General features: G+C 73.4%; 19 protein-coding genes. 5 read left to right on the forward strand and 14 right to left on the reverse strand.

All coding sequences use genetic code 11. From position 1 onward, the window contains the following. Nucleotides 1-72 precede the first annotated feature (72 nt). Nucleotides 73-1179 (forward strand): acyl-CoA dehydrogenase family protein, encoded by a 1107-nt coding sequence (locus tag NZH93_RS01045; RefSeq protein ID WP_259620941.1) that lies wholly within the window; start codon nt 73-75, stop codon nt 1177-1179. Here NZH93_RS01045 and NZH93_RS01050 read toward each other — a convergent pair. The 6 genes from NZH93_RS01050 to NZH93_RS01075 all read right to left on the reverse strand — a co-directional run bounded on the left by NZH93_RS01050 (nt 1167) and on the right by NZH93_RS01075 (nt 7175). Continuing rightward, nucleotides 1167-2120: a glucuronyl hydrolase gene (locus tag NZH93_RS01050; RefSeq protein ID WP_259620942.1), complete on the reverse strand. Its 954-nt coding sequence runs from the start codon at nt 2118-2120 to the stop codon at nt 1167-1169. The genes NZH93_RS01045 and NZH93_RS01050 overlap by 13 nt on opposite strands. Further along, complete coding sequence (locus NZH93_RS01055) at nt 2117-3301, reverse strand: MFS transporter (RefSeq protein ID WP_259620943.1); 1185 nt, start codon at nt 3299-3301, stop codon at nt 2117-2119. The genes NZH93_RS01050 and NZH93_RS01055 overlap by 4 nt, the downstream gene beginning before the upstream one ends. 302 nt (nt 3302-3603) lie before the next feature. Continuing rightward, entirely contained in the window at nt 3604-4395 is a 792-nt protein-coding gene (locus NZH93_RS01060; protein ID WP_259620944.1) for an ABC transporter ATP-binding protein, read from the reverse strand. Further along, nucleotides 4396-5451, reverse strand: a complete 1056-nt coding sequence (locus NZH93_RS01065; protein WP_259620945.1) for a FecCD family ABC transporter permease — start codon at nt 5449-5451, stop codon at nt 4396-4398. It abuts the gene before it with no gap. Between the two features lie 2 nt (nt 5452-5453). Further along, a complete protein-coding gene (locus NZH93_RS01070) occupies nt 5454-6512 on the reverse strand; it encodes an ABC transporter substrate-binding protein (RefSeq protein WP_259620946.1) in 1059 nt (352 codons plus the stop codon). Between the two features lie 96 nt (nt 6513-6608). After that, a complete protein-coding gene (locus tag NZH93_RS01075; protein ID WP_259620947.1) occupies nt 6609-7175 on the reverse strand; it encodes a sigma-70 family RNA polymerase sigma factor in 567 nt (188 codons plus the stop codon). A 64-nt stretch (nt 7176-7239) separates the two neighbouring features. Between NZH93_RS01075 and NZH93_RS01080 the strand changes: the two genes are divergently transcribed. Next, nucleotides 7240-7977 (forward strand): zf-HC2 domain-containing protein, encoded by a 738-nt coding sequence (locus NZH93_RS01080; RefSeq protein WP_259620948.1) that lies wholly within the window; start codon nt 7240-7242, stop codon nt 7975-7977. Between the two features lie 172 nt (nt 7978-8149). On the opposite strand, the gene NZH93_RS01085 is transcribed toward NZH93_RS01080, so the two are convergent. After that, nucleotides 8150-8743 (reverse strand): sigma-70 family RNA polymerase sigma factor, encoded by a 594-nt coding sequence (locus NZH93_RS01085; protein WP_259620949.1) that lies wholly within the window; start codon nt 8741-8743, stop codon nt 8150-8152. A gap of 45 nt (nt 8744-8788) precedes the next feature. Then, nucleotides 8789-9550: a class I SAM-dependent methyltransferase gene (locus NZH93_RS01090; protein ID WP_259620950.1), complete on the reverse strand. Its 762-nt coding sequence runs from the start codon at nt 9548-9550 to the stop codon at nt 8789-8791. 119 nt (nt 9551-9669) lie between these two features. Between NZH93_RS01090 and NZH93_RS01095 the strand changes: the two genes are divergently transcribed. Continuing rightward, entirely contained in the window at nt 9670-10941 is a 1272-nt protein-coding gene (locus NZH93_RS01095; RefSeq protein WP_259620951.1) for an MFS transporter, read from the forward strand. 10 nt (nt 10942-10951) lie between these two features. Here NZH93_RS01095 and NZH93_RS01100 read toward each other — a convergent pair whose 3' ends face one another. The 6 genes from NZH93_RS01100 to NZH93_RS01125 form a co-directional block, all read right to left on the reverse strand. Beyond that, entirely contained in the window at nt 10952-11455 is a 504-nt protein-coding gene (locus NZH93_RS01100; protein WP_259620952.1) for a helix-hairpin-helix domain-containing protein, read from the reverse strand. Beyond that, nucleotides 11452-11925 (reverse strand): hypothetical protein, encoded by a 474-nt coding sequence (locus NZH93_RS01105; protein ID WP_259620953.1) that lies wholly within the window; start codon nt 11923-11925, stop codon nt 11452-11454. The genes NZH93_RS01100 and NZH93_RS01105 overlap by 4 nt, the downstream gene beginning before the upstream one ends. A gap of 135 nt (nt 11926-12060) precedes the next feature. Beyond that, complete coding sequence (locus NZH93_RS01110) at nt 12061-12744, reverse strand: response regulator (RefSeq protein ID WP_259620954.1); 684 nt, start codon at nt 12742-12744, stop codon at nt 12061-12063. Beyond that, nucleotides 12741-13982 (reverse strand): sensor histidine kinase, encoded by a 1242-nt coding sequence (locus tag NZH93_RS01115; RefSeq protein ID WP_259620955.1) that lies wholly within the window; start codon nt 13980-13982, stop codon nt 12741-12743. Before NZH93_RS01115 ends, NZH93_RS01110 begins: the two co-directional genes overlap by 4 nt. 144 nt (nt 13983-14126) lie before the next feature. After that, complete coding sequence (locus tag NZH93_RS01120; protein WP_259620956.1) at nt 14127-15167, reverse strand: hemolysin family protein; 1041 nt, start codon at nt 15165-15167, stop codon at nt 14127-14129. Continuing rightward, entirely contained in the window at nt 15164-16564 is a 1401-nt protein-coding gene (locus NZH93_RS01125) for a hemolysin family protein (RefSeq protein ID WP_259620957.1), read from the reverse strand. Before NZH93_RS01125 ends, NZH93_RS01120 begins: the two co-directional genes overlap by 4 nt. Before the next feature lie 184 nt (nt 16565-16748). On the opposite strand from NZH93_RS01125, the gene NZH93_RS01130 reads away from it, so the two are divergent. Then, nucleotides 16749-17147, forward strand: coding sequence for a helix-turn-helix domain-containing protein (locus NZH93_RS01130; protein WP_259620958.1), 399 nt, complete (start codon nt 16749-16751; stop codon nt 17145-17147). Nucleotides 17148-17366: 219 nt separating this feature from the next. After that, nucleotides 17367-17591: a hypothetical protein gene (locus tag NZH93_RS01135; RefSeq protein WP_259620959.1), complete on the forward strand. Its 225-nt coding sequence runs from the start codon at nt 17367-17369 to the stop codon at nt 17589-17591. Nucleotides 17592-17617 lie beyond the last annotated feature (26 nt).

A 17617-nucleotide genomic window follows, 5' to 3' on the forward strand; every position in this document is an offset into this window, starting at 1 on the left:
GTTGTGTCCCAGGAGTCGGACGATCACCCGTTCGGGTTCCCGGATGGCGGGAAGTGTGAGAGGGGTTCTTCCTTGCTCGACAAGGTTTCCGGTTTCGTCACCGACCAAGTGCAGCCCGCCGAGAGCACGCTCGACGCGGGCGGCCCGCAAGCCCGCGAGGCGCTGAACTCCCTGCGGGCCGAAGCGAAGGCGCGCGGCCTGTGGGCGCTGCCGCTACCGCTGGAGCACGGCGGCGGTGGGCTCGGACTGGCGGACTACTTCGCGTTGGCGGAGGCGGAAGGCCGCAGCGACCACGGGCCCGCGGCGCTCGGATCGGCCAGTCTGCTGGACGTGCGGATGCTGACCGCGCACGCCAGTACCCCGGTGCGGGAGCAGTACGTCGGTGCGCTGGTGGCCGGGGAGATCACCGGCTGCTACGCGATGACCGAACCCGAGGTCGCCGGGTCGGACCCGACCGGCATCCTCACCCGTGCCGAGCGGGTCGCGGACGGCTGGCTGGTGACCGGCCGCAAGTGGTTCACCACCGGCGCGGCGGACGCGGCGTACTGCACGGTGCTGGCCCGCTCGCCGAAGGGCCTGTCGTCGTTCGTGGTGCCGACCGGGTCACCGGGTTTCCGCGTGGTGCGGGAACTCCCGGTGCTCGGCGCGGCGGGGCAGTACGAGATCGCGCTGGAGGACGTGCTGGTGCCGCGGGAGAACCTGCTCGGCGACGAGGGCTCCGGTCTGGCCATCGCGGGCGGCAGGCTGGCGCTGGGCCGGACCCTGCGGTGCCTGCGCTGGATCGGCCAGGCGGAACGGGCCTACGACCTGATGTGCGACCGGGCCACGAGCAGGCGGCTGGGTGACGGTGTGCTGGCCGACCGGCAACTGGTGCGGCAGCACGTCTTCGAGGCGCTGCTGGCCATCCGGTCCGCCCGCGCCCTCACCCACCGGGCCGCGGCACTGGTCGCCGAGGGCGAGCGGGCACGGGTCGAGATCGGGCTCGCCAAGGTCGCCGCCGCCCGGACCCTGCACCAGGTCGTCGACTCCGCCGTCCAGGTCTTCGGCGCCGAAGGCCTGACCCCGGACACCCCGCTGCCGATGCTCGCCCGACTCGGCCGGGCCGCGCGCATCCTCGACGGCGCCGACGAACTGCACGTCTCCGCGACCGCCCGCGCGGTGCTCGCTCAGAGGTCGTGAGCGCCGACCTCTCCCCCGGCGACGGCCAGCGCCAACGCGAGGAAGAAGTCGCCCCACACCAGTTCGTGGTCGACGGCGACGCCGGTGTGCGAGTCGTAGCACCCGTTCAGGAGTCCACCGTGGACGAGGTGGTCGTCTTCCAGGCGGCGGAGGATCGCGGTGGCCTCGGTGCGGCGCCCGAGCTTGAGGAGCGCGACCGCGGCTATGGCGGCGGCCGAGGTGTCGAGCGGGCCGTCCGCCCCCACGGCGAACGGGACGTGCCCCGGCCACGCGTCGGCCGCCGCGTGCGCGGGTTCGACGAAGTCGTCGCCGAGCCAGGCCACCGCGTCGGCGGCGGCGAGCAGCAGCCACGCGTCACCTCGGCTCCAGCCGGGCGGGGGAACGGCTTCCGGCCGCCAGGTCGTCCCGTCCCACCGCCAGGCGGGCGCCGCGCCGCACAGCCGGAGGTGCCGTTCGGTGTGCGCGCGGGCGATCCCGAGGTCCCCGGCCCACGCCAGCAGCGGCAGCGCGCCGGGAACGCCGTCGATCCGGGCGCGCACGTCGGGGGTGTCGCCGAACGCGGTCCCCCACGGCACCACACCGGCCCGCGCGTCGAACCGGCTCGCCAGCGACCTCGCGCCCCGCAGGGCCACCGGCGTCGCCACGTCCGACAGCCCGAGCCTGCTCCCCGCCGCCGCCCCGTACCAGAGGATCAGCCCCTGGGTCGCGGTGTCGGCGTCGGCCCAGCACTCCAGCCGGGCGCTCCACGACTCGGCGTCGCGCAGCGCCCGCGAGCTGCCGGTCATCTTGGCGCGCAACCACAGCAGGCCGACCCAGCACCCCGCCGCCCACGAACCACGAGCGGTGGTGCGCCAGCGATCGTCCGCGTAGAGCGGGAACCGGTCGCCGACCTCGACGAGCGTCCGGTCGACGCGGTCGAGCACGTCCTCCAGCGCCGTCACGTCCGCGCGCGCCAGACCGCGATCACCACGGCCGCGGCGGCGAACTCCAGCGCCACCAAGGCCCAGCCGGTCCCGTAGCCGCCGACCTCGACGAGGAGCCCGAACAGCGGCGGTCCGACGGCGAAGCCCGTGAAGAACCCGGCGGACACCAGCGCGGAGTCGCGGCCGGTGCGTCGAGGGGTGGAGGCGGCGACCACCGCGAGCATCGACACGGCGTTGGCGGCCACCGCGAACGCCCCGACGCCGAGCACCCCGGCCCACGCCAGTCCGGCTCCCCCGTGCGGCGCCAGCAGCAGCGCCAACGCCGCGAGCACGGCGGCCACGCACAGCGGGACCAGCACCGCACCGGGCGGACGGGCGGCCGACACGAGCCGTGACCAGGCGATCCGGCCGACGACGCCGGTCACACCGAGCCCGGCCACGAGCGCGGCGGCGGCGCGGGCGCCGAACCCGAGGTCCTGGGTGGCGAACAGGGCGACGTAGGTGTTGACCGCCGCGATGCCCGAGCCCAGCAGGACCGAGAACCCCAGCAGCCACCACACCGTCGGCCCGGCGGGCGGCACGTCCGCCGACACCGGCACCCGCGCGGGCTCCGGGTCGGCGGGGAGCAGCAGCCCGGCGACCGCGAACAGCAGCGCGAGTCCCGCGGCCGTGCCGACGGCGGCCCGCCAGTCGACGCCGTCGGCCAGCCAGGCGAGCGGCAGTCCGGCGACGAACGCGCCCACCTGCACGCCGGACTGCTTGACCCCGATGACCCCGCCGCGCCGGGCGGGCGCGACAGCGGTGGCGACGACCTTGTTGGTCGACGGGTTCGCCAGCGCCTGCGGCACACCGGCCAGCGCCACGGCCGCGACCAGCACGAGGTAGTGCGACGCCGTGGCGAACACGGCCAGCGCGATCCCGCTGACGGCGAACAGCGCCACCGCCGACCGCCGCGCCCCGACCGCGTCCACCACGGAGCCGATCACCAGTGACAGCGCGGCGGCCACGCCGAACCCGGCGGTGACCAGCGCTCCGAGCATCGGCCGGGTGATGGCGAACTCGGTGATCAGCGCGGGCGCCAGCGTGCCGAGGAGGAACAGCGGCAGCATCGAGAACGCCATCGCCGCCGTCAGCACCGCCGGGACGGCGGCCCGCGCGCGGAACCCCCGGTCGGACGGCGGTGCCGGTGGTGCGGTCATGCGCGGCCTCCCCAGGTCACCGAACGCCGGTGTCGGTGCACAGGTCGGCCGGGCGGCGCGTTCGGTTCCCGCGTGTTCGGTGGTGCCGAGCACCACCGAACACGACAGGCGGCGAGGCCCGTGACGGCGGGCCGGTGGCCGTGGTGGCGGACCGGCGGGACGTGACGAGGCCGGGACGCACCGCGGGCGAAGGGGGTGCCCGCGGGTGCGTCCGTGGTCGGCCCGCTCGCACAAGCGGTTCGACGTGGAGGAAGTCGGGCGCGCGGCGCGAGAAGTTCCGGCGACTTCCACGATTAGCCCGATCAGGTGAGCGGTACGGCGGTGGCCGGGGCGCGGTGGTCGAACGCGATGAGCGGGTCGCCGGTGAGCGGGTGGTCGACCACCGCGGCCCGCACGCCGAACACCTCCGCCAGGAGTTCGCCGGTCAGCACCTCCCGCGGGGTGCCGGAGGCCACGACCGCGCCGTTGTCCAGGACGTGCAGGCGGTCGCAGACCGAGGCGGCGGCGTTGAGGTCGTGCAGGGCGACGAAGGTGGTGCGGCGGTGCTCGCGCAGCAGGGACAGCAGTTCCACCTGGTGCCGGACGTCGAGGTGGTTGGTGGGTTCGTCGAGCACCAGGACGTCCGGCTGCTGGGTGAACGCGCGGGCCAGCAGGACCCGCTGGCGCTCGCCGCCGGACAGCGTGGAGAACCCGCGCCCGGCGTCGGCCGCCATGCCGACCTGTTCCAGCGCGGTGGTGATGATCCGCCGGTCCTCCGGGTCCTCCCCCGCGAACGCGCTCTTGTAGGGCGTGCGGCCCATGGCGACGACCTCGCGCACCGACAGCTCGAAGTCCGTACCCCGTTCCTGGGGCAGCGCGGCGACGTGGCGGGCGGCCTGCCGGGCGGTCAGCTCGCGGACGTCGTCGCCGTCGAGCAGCACCCGGCCGGAACTCGGCCGCAGGTGCCGGTAGACGGTGCGCAGCACGGTGGACTTGCCGCTGCCGTTGGGGCCGACGAGCCCGACGATCTCGCCGTCGCCCGCGAACAGGTGCACGCCGGACACCACCTCGCGGCCGGACAAGGTGACGCGGAGGTCCTCGACGTCGAGTCGCATCTACTTCTCCAGCCTGCGGTCGAGCAGGTACAGCAGCGTGGGGGCGCCGATGAACGCGGTGACCACGCCGACGGGCAGTTCCTGGGTCTCCAGGGCGGTGCGGGCGACGACGTCGACCGCGACCAGCAGCACGGCCCCGAAGAGCGCCGCCACGGGCAGCAGCCGCCGGTGGTCGCCGCCGACGACCAGGCGGCACACGTGCGGCACCATCAGCCCGACGAAGCCGATCGCGCCCGACACGGCCACGAGCACGCCGGTCAGCAGGCTGGTGGCGACGAACAGCTCCCGCCGCAGCCTGGTCACGTCGATGCCCAGCCCCGCCGCGGTCTCGTCGCCCATCAGCAGCGCGTTCAGACCGCGGGCACGGGACTGGAGCAGCAGGCCGACGAGCACCACGGCCAGCGCGGGCACGGTGAGCAGGCTCCACTTCGCGCCGCCGAGGTTGCCCATCAGCCAGAACAGCACGCCCCTCGTCTGCTGCTCGTCGGCGGTCTGGAGGACCAGGAAGCTGGTGATGCCGGACAGGAACTGCCCGATCCCCACCCCGGCGAGGACGAGCCGCAGCGGCGAGAACCCGCCGCCGCGCCGGGCCATCGTCCACACCAGGCTGAACGACAGGAGCGCGCCGACGAACGCGGCACCGGACAGGCCGAGCCCCAGCAGGCCGCCCGCGCCCGCGCCGAACACGATGGCGGCGACCGCGCCGAGGGACGCGCCCGAGGAGATGCCGAGCAGGTACGGGTCGGCCAAGGGGTTGCGCACCAACGCCTGCACGGCCGTGCCGACCAGGCCCAGTCCGGCGCCGACGAGCGCGGCCAGCAGGGCGCGGGGGACGCGGAGCTGCCACACGATCACGTCCGACGTCCCGGCCGCGGGGGCGGCGCCGGTCAGCTTGCGCCCCACCGCCGCCCACACCTGGCCGACCGGGATGTTGCTGGAGCCCAACGACACCGCCACGGTGAGGAGCACCAGCAGCGCCACGGCCAGCGCGGCCGCGACGAGGCCCGCCCGCACGGCGGAGGTGTCCCGTTCGCGGCGCGGCGACAGCACCGCCACCGTCAGCCCGCCTTGACGAGGTCGGGGTACAGCGTCGCGGCGATCTCGCGCACGGTGTCGGCGTTCCGCACGCTGGCGATGGTCGTGCGCTCGGACGGGATGCGGAGGAACTTGTCCTCCCGCACGGCCTTGAGCCCGGCCGTGGCCGGGAACTCCTTGAGGAACCTCACGGCCTCGTCGAACCCGGCCTGGTTGGCCTGTGCGTCACCGCGGTTGCGCACGCCGAGCTGGATCCAGTCGGGGTTCCGCGCGACGACGTCCTCCCACCCGACCGGCTTGAACCCGCCCGCGCAGTCGGCGTAGACGTTGCGCGCGCCGCCGAGCGTGATGACGGCGTTAGCGACCTGCTGGTTGCAGGCCGCGACCGGCTGGCCGGGAGTGGCTCCCACGTCGAAGAAGTAGTACGTCGGGCGTTGGTCCTGCGGCACGCCGGCGAGCGCGTCGCGGACCTCGCCGGTCTTGCGCTCCATGTCGGCGACCAGTTCGTCGGCCTTCGCCGAGGAGCCGGTCATCGCGCCCAGCCGCCTGATGTCGTCCTGCACGGCCGACAGGTCGGTCACCGCGCCGCCGGACTTGGCCGGGCACGCGGTGGACTGGAGGAAGACGTGCTTGATGCCTACCGAGGCGAACTCCTCCTCGGTGGGCGCCACACCCGCCGCGCCGCCCATCATGCCCATGCTGCTGAACGTGTCGACGTAGAGGTCCGCGCCGGAGCCGAGCAGCTTCTCCTTGGCGATCACCTTGGCCCCCAGCACAGGGATCTTCGCCGCGGCCTGCGCGAACCGCTCCGGCATGGTGCCCGCGGCGGGCGGGAACCCGGTGCCCAGCACCCTGTCCTGCGCGCCGAGCCAGAACAGCATCTCCAGGCTGGAGGCGTTGCTGGTGACGATCTTCGACGGCGCGGAGTCGAACGAGACCCGGCTCCCCTGGCAGTTCTCCAGCTCCACCGGGAACCCCGCTCCCGCCGCGGCGACCGGCGCCGCCCCGGACTGGCCACCGCCGCACGCCGAGAGCAGCAGGGCTGAAGCGATGGCTGCGCCGCGCAGCGCTCGACCGACCACGATCCGACTCCGTCCCGTCCCGGCCCACCGCCGGGTCACTGGACGAGTAGTCGCGTCACCGCCGCGCTCGGTTCCCGCCGATCGGGGGCGGGCGGGTCACACGGCGCCCGAGTCCTCCGCGCCCCTGGCTCGCAGCAGGTCGTCGCGCGCCCGTGCCACGCGGGACCGGACCGTCCCGATGGGGCACCCGCAGACCTCGGCGACCTCGGCGTAGGACAGGCCGAACACCTGGGACAGCACCAGCGCCTCGCGGCGCTCCGGGGTGAGGTCGGCCAGCAGCACGTTCAGGTCCACGACGTCCTCGAACCCGGTGGTGCTGTTCTTCCAGGTGCGGGCGTCGGACACCTTGACGTAGTCGGCGGCCCACGCGATCGACGGTCTGGCGACGGCGGCCCGGACGTGGTCGACCACCGTGCGGCGGGCGATGGACAGCAGCCAGGTCCGGGCGGACGACCGGCCCTCGAAACCGGGGAGGCTCCGCAGGGCGCGCAGGTAGACCTCCTGCGTCAGGTCGTCGGCCTCCCGAACGCTCGCGAGGTGGGCCACGAGTCTCCACACGTCACGTTGGGTGGTGCGGATGAACTGTTCGAGCGCCGCCCGATCACCTGCGCCCGCGGCAAGCGCACTGGCGGTCACCGCGTCGTCGTCGCGAGTAGTGGACACGATCGATGAGGTTAACCCAGAGGTGGATGGGAACTTCTGCTCCTCTTGGAGCGACAATCTCACCGTGGACTGCGACATCTGCCGTGAAGCCCTGTCGGCGCGTTCGGACGGCGAGGCCGAACCCGTGCCCGCCGAGGTCACCGACGCGCACCTGGAGTCCTGCGCCGCCTGCAGGCAGTGGCAGCTCGACTCGGCCGTGCTCACCCGAGGCCTGCGCCTGCGCCCGGCGGTCGACGTGCCCGATCTCACCGACCGGATCCTCGCCGCCGCGCCGCCGCCCCCGACCGCGCGGACGACCCGCGGCTGGTACCCGCGGGCGGCGCTGGCGGGCGTGGCCGTGGCCCAGTTGACGCTCGGACTGGCGCAGGTCTTCGGGGTGAACAACGCGGACACCCACGCCGGGCACGGGTCGGCGCACCTGTTCAACGAGAGCACCGCGTGGAACCTCGCCCTCGGCCTGGGGATGCTGTGGACCGCGCTGCGCCCACGGGCGAGCACCGGCCTGCTCCCGGTGATGGCGGGCTTCGTCGCCGTCCTCACACCCTTCTCCGCGCACGACCTGATCGCGGGCACCGCCCCGCTGTCCAGGATCACCTCGCACGCGTTCCTGGTGCTGGGCCTGGTGGTGCTGCTCGTGGTCCACCGCACGGGCCGAACCCCGGAGGACGGCGCCCGCACCACCGGCACGGACGGAACACCGCTGCCGGTAGACGACGACACGACCACCACCCGCCCCCGACCGGACACCAGCGGCACCCGCTGGCGCCACCTCCGCCCGGTGAGCGGGAAGCACGCGGCTTGAGGGGGGCTGGGGGAAGAGACCTAGCTCTGCCCGGTCAGCGGCTCAAGGGCGCGCTTGGAGCAGTGGCCGCCGGAGAACGCTCGGTTTAAAGGCCTGCCGCCACAGGTGGGCGGAAAGCGGTGCGGCAGAAATGGCCTCAGCGGGGCCGGGAACGTCCGGACGCGGGCCAGTGTCAGCCTGCCGATCGGTTCCGGTCCCTCCGGTCCGTCCGGTCGTCGTCGCGCAGCAGTTCCACCAGGTCTTCGCGGGCCCTGGCCACGCGTGACCTGATGGTGCCCACCGGGCAGTCGCAGACCTCCGCGGCTTCGGCGTAGGACAGGCCCAGTGCCTGGGTCAGCACGAACGCCGCTCCGCGGTCCGGGTCGAGTGAGGAGACCACCTCGTTGAGCGCGACGGCGTCGGCGAGGCCCGGACCTGGCTCGCCCTGGGCGCGTTCGGCGGCCGCCTGCCAGTCGTCGCGGCCGTCCACCCTGGGCCGGACCTTGATCGAGCGGATGTGGTCGGCCACGACGCGGCGGGCGATCGAGAGCAGCCACGTGCGAGCGGAGGACCTGGCCTGGAAGCGGGCGAGGGCGGGCAGGGCGCGCAGGAACGTCTCCTGCGCCAGGTCGTCGGCGAGTTGGACGTCCCCGGCCAGGTGCGCGACGAAGCGCCACACGTCCGCCTGGGTCGCCCGCACGAACCGCTCGGTCGCCGACCGGTCCCCGTCACGGGCCTCCAGCGCCAGCCGGGTGATCTCGGTGTCGTCGCATCGCAGCAGCCTCACACCCCGGACTACGGGCGCGGTAGACCGGACGTTCAACCCCGACCGTCACCGCACGGCGACCACCACGTGGTCATCACCGGACTGCCACACCACACCCACCTCGCCGAACCCCGCCGCGAGCAGGGCGTCCACGTGCCACCGCACGCTCAGGCCGTTGCCGTGCCCGCCGCTCTCCGGCCGGAGTTCCCGGTCGCCGAACACCCGGCCCAGGTCGGGATCGGCGCGGACGGCGTCCCACCACGCCGACCACTCCTCGTTCTCGACGACCCCCGCGCGCTCGGCACGCCGGTGCCGGACGACCTCGGCCAGTTCCCGCACCGCGGGCTGCTCGTCGTGGAGGTGGTCGCCGTTGACCAGCACACCGCCGGGCCGGATCACCGCGGCGAGGTCGCGGTAGACGGCGGTCAGGCGGTCCGGCGCGAGCCAGTGCAGCGCGGTGGTCGACACCGCCGCGTCCCACCCGCTCCCGGCGCCGACGGAGTCGACCCACCCCGGCGCGCCGAGCCCCGCCCGCACGTACTCGACCGACGACCCGCCCGCGCGGGCCAGCGCGAGCAGGAACGGGTCCTGGTCGACCCCGACGATCCTCGCGGCGGGCACGCGGGCGCTCAGCCGCGTCGACAACGAGCCCGGCCCGCACCCGAGGTCGACCACCACGGGCGCCTCCGCCGCCGCGCAGACGTGCTCGACGACGTCGCCGATCACCCGGAACCTCTCCTCGCGGTCGGCGATGTACCGCTCCTGCTGGCGGTCCCACCGCTCGACCCACCGCTCCGCGACCGCCTGGTCCAGCCCCTGGTCACCCACGTCCGGCCTCCGTCACCCCGTCGCACCCGATGTGACGCACACTACTGCAACTTACTTGCAACAGCCCGACCTGCCTACGATCCGGGCGAACGCCCCAGCGGCAGCGAGGAGCACGGCCGGTGCGCCCACGAACGAGCGCCACCGCGCGGTCCTTCCGGGCCCTCTCCTCGCCCGCCCGGCTGCTCCTGCTCAACCAGTTCGGCATCAGCCTCGGCTTCTACCTGGTCCTGCCGTTCCTCGCGACCTACCTGCGCGACGACCTCGGCTTCGCCACCGCGCTGGTCGGGGTGGTGCTGGGCCTGCGCACCCTGAGCCAGCAGGGCCTCTACCTGCTGGGCGGCACGGCGGCGGACCGGCTCGGCCCGCGACCGGTGATCATCCTGGGCTGCGCGGTGCGGGTGGTCGGCTTCGGGATGTTCGCCGCCACGACGAGCGTGGCGGGCATCGTCCTGGGCACGGTGCTGACCGGTGTGGCAGGCGCGATCTTCAGCCCCGCCGTCGTCACGTACCTGACGCACGAGTCGCCGGGGCGGCGCGCCGAGGCGTTCGCGACGTACAACGTCGTGGCCAACACCGGAACGCTGCTGGGGCCGGTGCTCGGCGCCGTGCTGCTCGCGGTGGACTTCCGGCTGGTGAGCCTGATCGCCTGCGCCGTGTTCGCCTGCCTCACGGTCGCGCAACTGCTGTTCCTGCCCCACCAGGAGGCGACCGCGCCCGAGCGCGGGGTGCTGCGGAACTGGCGGGAGGTGGTGGGCAACCGGCGGTTCCTGCTGTTCACCCTCGCGGGCTCCGGCTACTTCGGCCTGTTCAACCAGCTCTACCTGGCGCTGCCGCTGGAGGCGCAGCGGGTGACCGGCAGGTCCGGCGCGATCAGCGCGGTGTTCGTCGTGTCGACGATCGTCGGGATCGTGTTCGGCGTGCGCCTGACGGCGTGGTGCCGGGCGCGGTGGAGCGCGGGCCGCTCGATGGCCACCGGTCTGCTGCTGATCGGCGCGGGCTTCGCACCACCCGCCCTGCTCTCCCCCTTCACCACGACCACGGCGCACCCGCTCCCCCTGCCGGACGCGCTGGTGGCGGTCGCGCCGGTGGTGCTGGGCACGGTGGTGTTCAGCGTCGGGATCGCCATCGCGAACCCGTTCATGATCGACCTGCTGCCCGTCGTCGGCAGCGAGAAGCTGGTCGGCACCTACTACGGCTTCTTCTACCTCGTCTCCGCGCTCGTCGCGGCCGGGATCAGCGCGGGCGTCGGCGCCCTGCTGGAGTTCGACGGCGCCGCCGCGCGCTGGACGCCGTTCACCGCGCTCCTGCTGATCGGTCTGCTGGGCGGCGCCCTGATCGCGACGATGCAACGCCGCCGCCTGCTCGACCCGACCCACCCGCACCCCGCCTGACCGCCTCGGTTCAGCCCCCGATCGCCTCCCGGAGCACGCGCACCGCCTTCGGCCCGACCCCGTGCATCGCCAGCAGCTCGGCGTCGGTCAGCTCGGCGACCTGGGCGAGGGTCGTGAGACCCGCGCCGCTGAGCGCCCGAGTGGCCGGTTTCCCGATCGCCGACGGCAGGTCGCCCACCTCACCGGGAACGGCCGCGTCCCCGGCGGCCACCCGACTCGCGAGCCGCTCCGGCGCGCGGGCGAACCACGCCCGCCGCACCCAGTGGTTCACCTGCTGCCCGTCGACGTCCCCGATCGGCACGCGGACGGCACCCGCGACCCGTTCGGCCGTCGGGTGCACGGCCAAGGCCTCCTCAGCGTCCACCTCGGACAGGTGGAGGTGCACCCGCCCGTCCGCGCCGACGGACGCGAACCGCTCGCCGCCCACCGTGAACTCCGCCGACCCGCCTGCGCTCCGCTCCGCCGTCTCGGGCAGCGCGAGCGCGGCCTTGCGGAGCTGGGCCACGGTCGTCACGGGTCCACCCTGGCACGGTGGCCGAACATCGTCGCCCCACCCGCGCGGGCCAGGGCCGCGACGGCCTTCACCCGACCGGACGGCACGATGAAGTCCGCTTCCCCACCCGGAGTGCCGACCCGCACCAGCGTCGTCCACCGCTCCGGGTGGTCCGGTCTCGCGTTGGACGCCCGCACCCTGCTCTCGGTCAGCTCCAGGTCCGGCCACGCGTACGGGTCCAGCACCCCGTCGTGGCCCAGCACGACACCGCCGCGGAACAGATAAGCGTTGCGGGGCAGCGGTTTCGGCTTCCGCAGGCCCACCAGCCCGACGGTCAGGCCCACCACCGCCAACGCGATGAGCACGATCCCACCCACCACCCCGAAGGCCGCCCCGGTCAGGGAGAAGACCCCGCACACCGCGACCAGGACCGCGAACGCCACCACGACGCCCAAACCTCTGGACGACGAGCCGAGCACGATCGTCTCCACCAACTCGCCGTACCCCCGGCGCGCGGCAACCTCACCTGCCTCCGAACGCGGACCCCCGTCCGAACCGCCCATGACCCCTCCCGTCCTCACTCCTGGGAAGAGCGTCTCAGACGGCACCGACAATTTTTGGTCGCGTCACAGCCCGGACGTGTCGGTCTGCTCGATCAGGCCGTAGTGGTGCGCGAAGCGCACGGCGTGCACGCGGTCCCGGAGCCCCAGCTTGGCCAGCACCCGCGACACGTGGGTCTTGACGGTCTGGCTCCCGACGTAGAGCTGCTCGCAGATCTCGGCGTTGGACAGCCCCGCGGCCATCAGGAGGAACACCTCGTGCTCGCGCGCGGTGAGCCGGTCGACCCCCGGCGCCGTGCTCCTCGTCCGGGTGCTCGGGACCAGGGCGTCGGCCAGCCGGGGCGCGAGCCGCCGGGTGATCGACGGGTCGATGTAGGTGTCGCCGCGCGCGGCGACGCGGATCGCGGTCACCAGTTCCTCGGGCGGCAGGCTCTTCAGCACGAACCCGCTCACACCGGACGCCAGCGCCTTGCGCACGTAGTCGTCGGCGTCGAACGTCGTGAGCAGCACGACCTTGAGGTCCCGCGCGCCGGACGACATCAGCTCGCGGGCCGCCGCGAGCCCGTCCAGCTTGGGCATCCGCACGTCGAGGATCACCAGGTCCGGGCGCAGGTTCTGGGTCGCCTCGACGGCGCTGTAGCCGTCCCCGACGTCCGCGACGCAGCTCATGTCCGGCTGCGCGTCCAGCACCGCCCGCAGGCCGGAGCGGAACATCGCGTGGTCGTCGGCGATCACGATGCGCAGGGTCATGAGCGGCTTCCGGTCGGCATCGTCACGCTCGTCTCCCAGTACTGCCCGTCCTCGACCAGTCCGCAGGTCGCGGAGCCGCCGACCGCTTCCGCGCGGGTCCTGATCCCGTCGAGGCCCCGACCGGAGCCCCGCTGCCCGACCAGCGCGCCCCGCGCCGCGAGGACCGCGTCGGACCCGACCGGGTTGCGCGCGGTGATCGACACGTGGTCGTGGCCGTAGTCGAGTTCCACCCGCACCGCCGTCCCGTCGCCGTGCCGCAGTGCGTTGGTCATCATCTCCTGCGCCACCCGGTACAGGGCGGTGTCGACCGGGCCGGGGATGAGGGCCGGGTCGTTGTAGACGGCGAAGGCCACGCGGAGGCCGGACGACCGCACGCCGTCGAACAGCTCCTGCAGCTTGCCGAGCCCCGGCTGGGAGGACGACTCGTCGCCCTCGTGCAGCAGGTCGAGCAGGCGCCGCAGGTCCACCATCGCCGCCCGGCTGGACGCCTCCACCGCCGTGAGCGACGTGGTCACCGGGCCCTCGGCCGCGGTCGCCGACGCCTGGTCGCCCAGGTTCAGCCGCGCCGCGGCGGCGTGCACGCCGATCGCGCTGACGTGGTGCGAGATCACGTCGTGCAGGTCGTTGGCGATGGCTTCACGTTCCCTGGTCACCGCCTTGTCCACCTCGGCCTGCGCGTCGCGCAGCGCGTTCTCCCGCTGGCGGCGCAGCTCGTCGACGTGGGCCTTGCGCGCGGTGGTGTAGCGGCCGACCAGCCACGGCAGCACCGAGTTGGCGGTCACCAGGGTCACCACGGCGAACGGCTCCGTCGACCCGCCGATCAGCAGCGAGACCAGCACGCCGAGCGCGAGGGCGGTCAACGAGAGCGCCGCGGACCGGCGTGGCAGCCAGGCGCCCGCCCGGTACGCGGAGACCAGCAGACCCGCCGTGGTCGCGCTGCGCCCCGGCAGGACGAGGGCCAGCACCGGGACCAGCGCGGCGTGCGCGAGCGCCACCCACCCGGAGTACCGCGGCGACGACGCCAGGGCCGCGTCCACGGCGACGAGTCCGACCAGGATCAGCGCGTCGAGCGCCCCCAGGTCGGCCGGGCCCCTGGTCACGAAGCTCGCCGCGTCGGTCACCAGGCACACCGCCGCGACCAGGACCGACTGGCGCGCCAGGGATCGCGCCACGTCGTGGTCGCGCCCTGGAACCAGGTGGACGAGCGCCCTGCCCACGTCCATCGTTCTGCCGGTCATGACGCGCATTCTGCTGGTTCCCGTGAACCGGGTAGTCACTCCCCCGGGTGATGCGCCGTCCCCTGCCGGCATGACGACCCGGCCGCGACGGGCACCCTCCGGTCGGTGTCCGGTGTGGACGGATGGTCCACACCGGACGGTCGGTCAGCCCTGGGGGTCGGTCTCGTCGTCGAACTCCCCGATGAGCTGTTCGAGGAGGTCCTCCAGCGCGGCGATGCCCACCACGGTCCGCTCGCCGTCGGCGACCAGCGCGAGCTGCGACCTCGCCCCGCGCATCGCCGTGACGGCGCGGGCGACGGGCAGGTCGGCCGACAGCGTCAGCGGGGTGGTCATCATCGTCCTGGCCGTCGGGTCGCCGCCGGTGGCGGTCGCCCGCACGACCTCGCGGATGTGCAGCAGGCCCACGAAACCGCCGTCCGGGTCCAGCACCGGGAACCGGGACCGGCCGGTGTCGCGGCTGAGCCGTTCGACCGCGCGGGCCGTGGTCTCCTCGGTGACGGTGACGGTCCGGTCCCGCGGGACCATCACCTCGGCGACGGTGGTGTTCTGGAGGTGCAGCATCCGGGTCAGGAGCCGCTGCTGGCCCTCGGGGATCAGCCCGTGCTCACCGGACTGGCGCAGCAGCATCAGCAGGTCGTTCGGCCGGTGCGCCTGGGCCAGCTCGTCCTGCGGCTCTACCTTGAGCAGCCGCAGCAGCGCGTTGGACGTGCCGTTGAGCGCGGACAGCAGCCAGCGCACACCGCGGGCGAACCCGCGGAAGGGCAGCGCCAGCAGCAGCGCCGAGCGCTCCGGGTGCGAGATCGCCCACGACTTCGGCGCCATCTCGCCGACCACCATGTGCAGGAACACGACCAGCACCAGGCTGATCACGAACGCGATCCCGTGCGCCACGGCGGTGGGCAGCCCGGTCAGCAGGAACAGCGGGTCGAGCAGCGTCGCGACCGCGGGTTCGGCCAGCGCGCCGAGACCCAGGGTGCACAGGGTGATGCCCAACTGGGCGCCCGCGAGCATGAGCGACAGCTCCCGCACGCCCGCGACGGCCGCTCGGGCGGCCCGGCTGCCCTGCGCGGCCTCCTGCTCCAGCCGGTGGCGCTTGGCGGAGATCAGGGCGAACTCCGCGGCGACGAAGAAGGCGTTGCCCACCAGCAGCGCCAGTGAAATGGTCAGCGACCACCCGATGCTCATCGGCCCAGCACCTCGTCGCGCTCGTGCACGGTGTCCTTCTCCTGGTCGTCCTCGGTAGGCGATACGGGGCGGTCGCGCAGCAGGACCGTGCTGGGCACGTTCCTGGCGACCGCGGCGACCCGCACCAGCACGTGGTGCGGTCGGGGCGGCTCGTCGTCCGGCGACGGCACGTGGACGACGACCTCGATCTCGTCGCCCACCCGCGCCGTGCGGCCGAGTTCGCTCAGCACGAGGCCGGACACGGTGTCGTAGCCGTTGTCCACCGGCAGCGAGATGCCGGTCGCGTCCTCGATCTCGTCGATCCGGAGCCTGCCGGGCACCGCCCACGACCCGTCGGACCGGTGTTCCACCGAGTCCGGGACCAGGTCGTCCTCGTCGTGGATCTCGCCGACCAGCTCCTCGGCCAGGTCCTCCAGCGACACCACGCCCGCGAAGCCGCCGAACTCGTCGACCACGCAGGCGGTCTGGCGGTGTTCGGCGCGCAGCCGCTCCAGCACGGCGGGCAGCGGCAGCGTGGAGGGCACGAGCACGGCGGGCGAGGCGATCCGCCCGATCGGCGTGCCCGCGCGCTCCTCGGGGTCGACGGTGAGCACCTCGGCCAGGCCGACCACGCCGACCACGTCGTCGAGGTCCGCCCCCACGACGGGGAACCGGGAGTGCCCGGTGTCCAGCAGGTCCACGACCCGCGACACGGGCTCGTCCGCCCTCACGGTGTGCACCGCGACCCGCGGCGTCATCGCCTGCTCGGCGACCAGCCCGCGGAAGTCGAGACCGCGGTCGAGCAGTCGGGACAGCTCGGGGTCGAGGTGACCCTGGGCGCCCGCCTCGTCGATGATCTGGTGCAGGTCCTCCGGCGTCGCGCCCTGCGGCAGCTCCTCTACCGGCTCGATGCCGATGGACCGCAGCAGCCTGGTGGCCGAGGCGTCGAAGAACCGGATGACCGGCCCGGCGACCGCGAGGTAGACGAGGGTCGACGAGCTGAGGGCCTTCGCCAGCGTCTCGGGCTTGGCGATGGCGAGGTTCTTGGGCACCAGTTCACCCAGCACCATCTGGACCACGGTCGCGAACACCAGCGCCACGGCCACGGACACCGAGAGCCGCGCGGCCTCCGAGAGGCCGGTGAAGCCCAGCACGCCCGCCAGGCCGGACCCGAGCAGGGGTTCGGCGACGAAGCCGACCAGCAGAGCGGTGACCGTGATGCCGAACTGCGCTCCGGAGAGCATGAACGACAGGCGCTGGGTCACCCGGTACGCGCGCTCGGCGGACTTGTCGCCCGCCTCGGCCATCTGCCGCAGGCGCCCCCGGTCCACCGCCATGTAGGCGAACTCCTGGGCCACGAAGTACCCGGTCGCCGCGGTGAGCACCACGATCGTCAGCAGTCCCCAGAGAATCAACATGCCGCGTCCCCACCCCGTGAGCGGGGAAGAGGAGCGGCATGGGCATTCGACACGCTGTTCAGCCGGGCGTGGCCCGGCCGCGTACTACATCCCTCGGGATCACCAGTTGACGGCATGCACTCGACACTAGCACGCGGCACTGTATGGTTCTGGTGGATCACCGACGACCGGGGGAGGCCCGCGGATGAGCGACGCGCTGCTCAAGATCGGCGAGCTGGCCGCCCGTTCCGGGGTCAGCATCCGCACCGTCGACTACTACACCGGCCTCGGCCTGCTCAACCCGGCGAAGCGGACCGCGTCCAACTACCGCCTCTACTCCCCCGCCGACGCCGACCGCATCGGCGTGATCCAGCGGCTGGAGACGCAGGGCGTGAGCTTGGAGGAGATCTCCCGCGCGCTGGGCTCCCAGCCCGCCGACGTGGCCGACCTGCTGATGCGGATCAACGCGGACCTGCACGTGCTCCAGGCCGCGATCGACGCCGCGGGGCCGGAGGCGCAGGGGCTCCTGGCCGCCATCGCGGGCCGCGTGCACTCGCTCATCACCATCGCGTTGCAGATCCCGCCGGACCTCCCCCTGGCCTGAGCAGGCACTTCGGCGCCATTTCCGCGAACGTCGCACGACCGTTCGGAAATGTTCATCTCGAACGGGTTTCATCGGCCTGGGATGAATTCGGGTCCGACACGCCGAAAAAGCATCCTGATCAGCACTTACGGCGAATTGAGCAGCCCGGATAACCGCCGTGCGCATTCACCCTATACGGTGACACCCGAATCGTTGCTGACGTGAGAAAGGGTGTGCCGAATGGCTATTTCCGCCGATCTGGACAAGCAGCTCGACAAGGCCTACGAGAACCTCTCCATCGCCGAGGTGCTGGACGCCCCGGTCGCCGCCCTCGCGGGCGTCAGCGAGGCCGACGCGGAGAAGCTGAACGCCGCCTTCGGCATCAAGACCGTGCGCGACCTCGGCACCAACAAGTACTTCAAGCTCGCCTCCGCGCTGTCGGACCTCGGCACCGCCGCGAGCTGACCGGACGCGGGGGGGGGGGGGGGGCG

Origin of the sequence: Umezawaea endophytica (assembly GCF_025061645.1) — a bacterium.
GTDB lineage: Bacteria > Actinomycetota > Actinomycetes > Mycobacteriales > Pseudonocardiaceae > Umezawaea > Umezawaea endophytica.